The organism is Autumnicola musiva, from assembly GCF_031846585.1.
GTDB classification, from domain to species: domain Bacteria; phylum Bacteroidota; class Bacteroidia; order Flavobacteriales; family Flavobacteriaceae; genus Autumnicola; species Autumnicola musiva.
Genome location: NZ_JAVRHK010000061.1, coordinates 1 through 1,411, shown reverse-complemented (window position 1 = coordinate 1,411; position 1,411 = coordinate 1). Strand labels below are relative to the sequence as shown.

Genomic DNA, 1,411 nt, shown 5'->3' with positions numbered 1-1,411 from the left:
GAACGCTTAGTTATTGGTGGGGCGAGAAAAGTCATTGTGTTTTTTGCGGAATTGATGAAGAGACCCTCAAGTATAGACAAAAAAGTTCAGAATTAGCTATTAATATGTTTTTTAGGATGTACGATAAATATCCAAATTATACATTTAGATTGGTTGATTATATCCTTCCTCACAAGTATTTTAAAAATGTATTGCCATCTCTAGCAAATGACAATAGAAAATTCAAGGTTAGTTGTGAAATGAAATCCAATATTACATTCCACAATTTTAAGTTACTTAAAGATGCTGGTTTTATTCAAGTTCAACCTGGAATCGAGTCCTTTTCAACAAACGTTTTGAAGGCTATGAAAAAAGGTGTTTCTGGCATTCAAAACATTTTAACACTTAAGCTAGGAAAATTATTAGGTTTAAAAATTGATTGGAATTTTTTATATGGATTCCCTTATGATAAAATAGAAGATTATCAACCTTTGATAAAAACAATCCCTTTGCTTTATCACTTTGACCCACCACATTCCTGTACCAATGTCTTACTAACAAGATTTGCCCCATTACAAACGACACCAGAAAATTTTGGTATAGAAAAGTCTGTAGCTCATATATCTTATCAAACTATTTTTTCTGAAAAATACAGAAATGAAATTAAATTTGACTTAGATAATTTTTGCTACATTTTTGAAACAAATTGGAGTAATACTGATCAATTGGAATATATATATAGATTACTTGATTCTCAAGTTAATTTCTGGAAATCTACCATACATAATGAAAATTGTAAACTGGAACACCAAATTTCTGATGACGGAATCTTTTTTACAGATAATAGACTATTAAATGAAAAACCAAGAAGAGTAAATTTAAGTAAATTACATTCTAAAGTTTATCAATCTATCGACACAGAAATTAAATCAAGGAATAGCTTATTAAAAATGTTCGATAATAAAATTAATCATCAAGATTTGGACAGGATATTATTAGAGTTATTGGAGGAAAGGTTCATATTTAGAGAGAATGAAAAGTACGTGGGTCTTTCAGTAAACAGAAATAACAACATTGTACAAACATAAAACAAAGGTCAGTACCAAAATAAAGAGTTAGTGAGTAAAGAATCCGCTGCTACTCATACACAAGTCCGCCCGAAGGTCTCAAAACCAGATATTATCTTTTATGGAATATCAACAAGAATGAGTTCGGGAATAATTAACTCTCTATGCCACTTTTTTTAAACAACGAAATAAATAAAATATCCTATAAATCCTATGAAAAATACATACAGGAAGAAAACTGCCGCCAATAATTAAGCTCTTCTGTGGCCGATTACGGACGCCTTACTAGAAGGAGAAAATACTTTAGCCTTCTCTCTGGGAGAAGTCTGTCTTCAAAAGTTAGTAACAGTGAGAGTGTATATTAT

1 protein-coding gene is annotated in these 1,411 nt (G+C 30.4%); it reads left to right on the top strand.

Annotated elements, in window-relative coordinates; genetic code table 11:
- Positions 1 to 1,067, top strand: a 1,067-nt coding sequence (locus RM539_RS19815) for a RiPP maturation radical SAM C-methyltransferase (RefSeq protein ID WP_311505154.1), incomplete at its 5' end; no start/stop codon positions are given.
- Positions 1,068 to 1,411 lie beyond the last annotated feature (344 nt).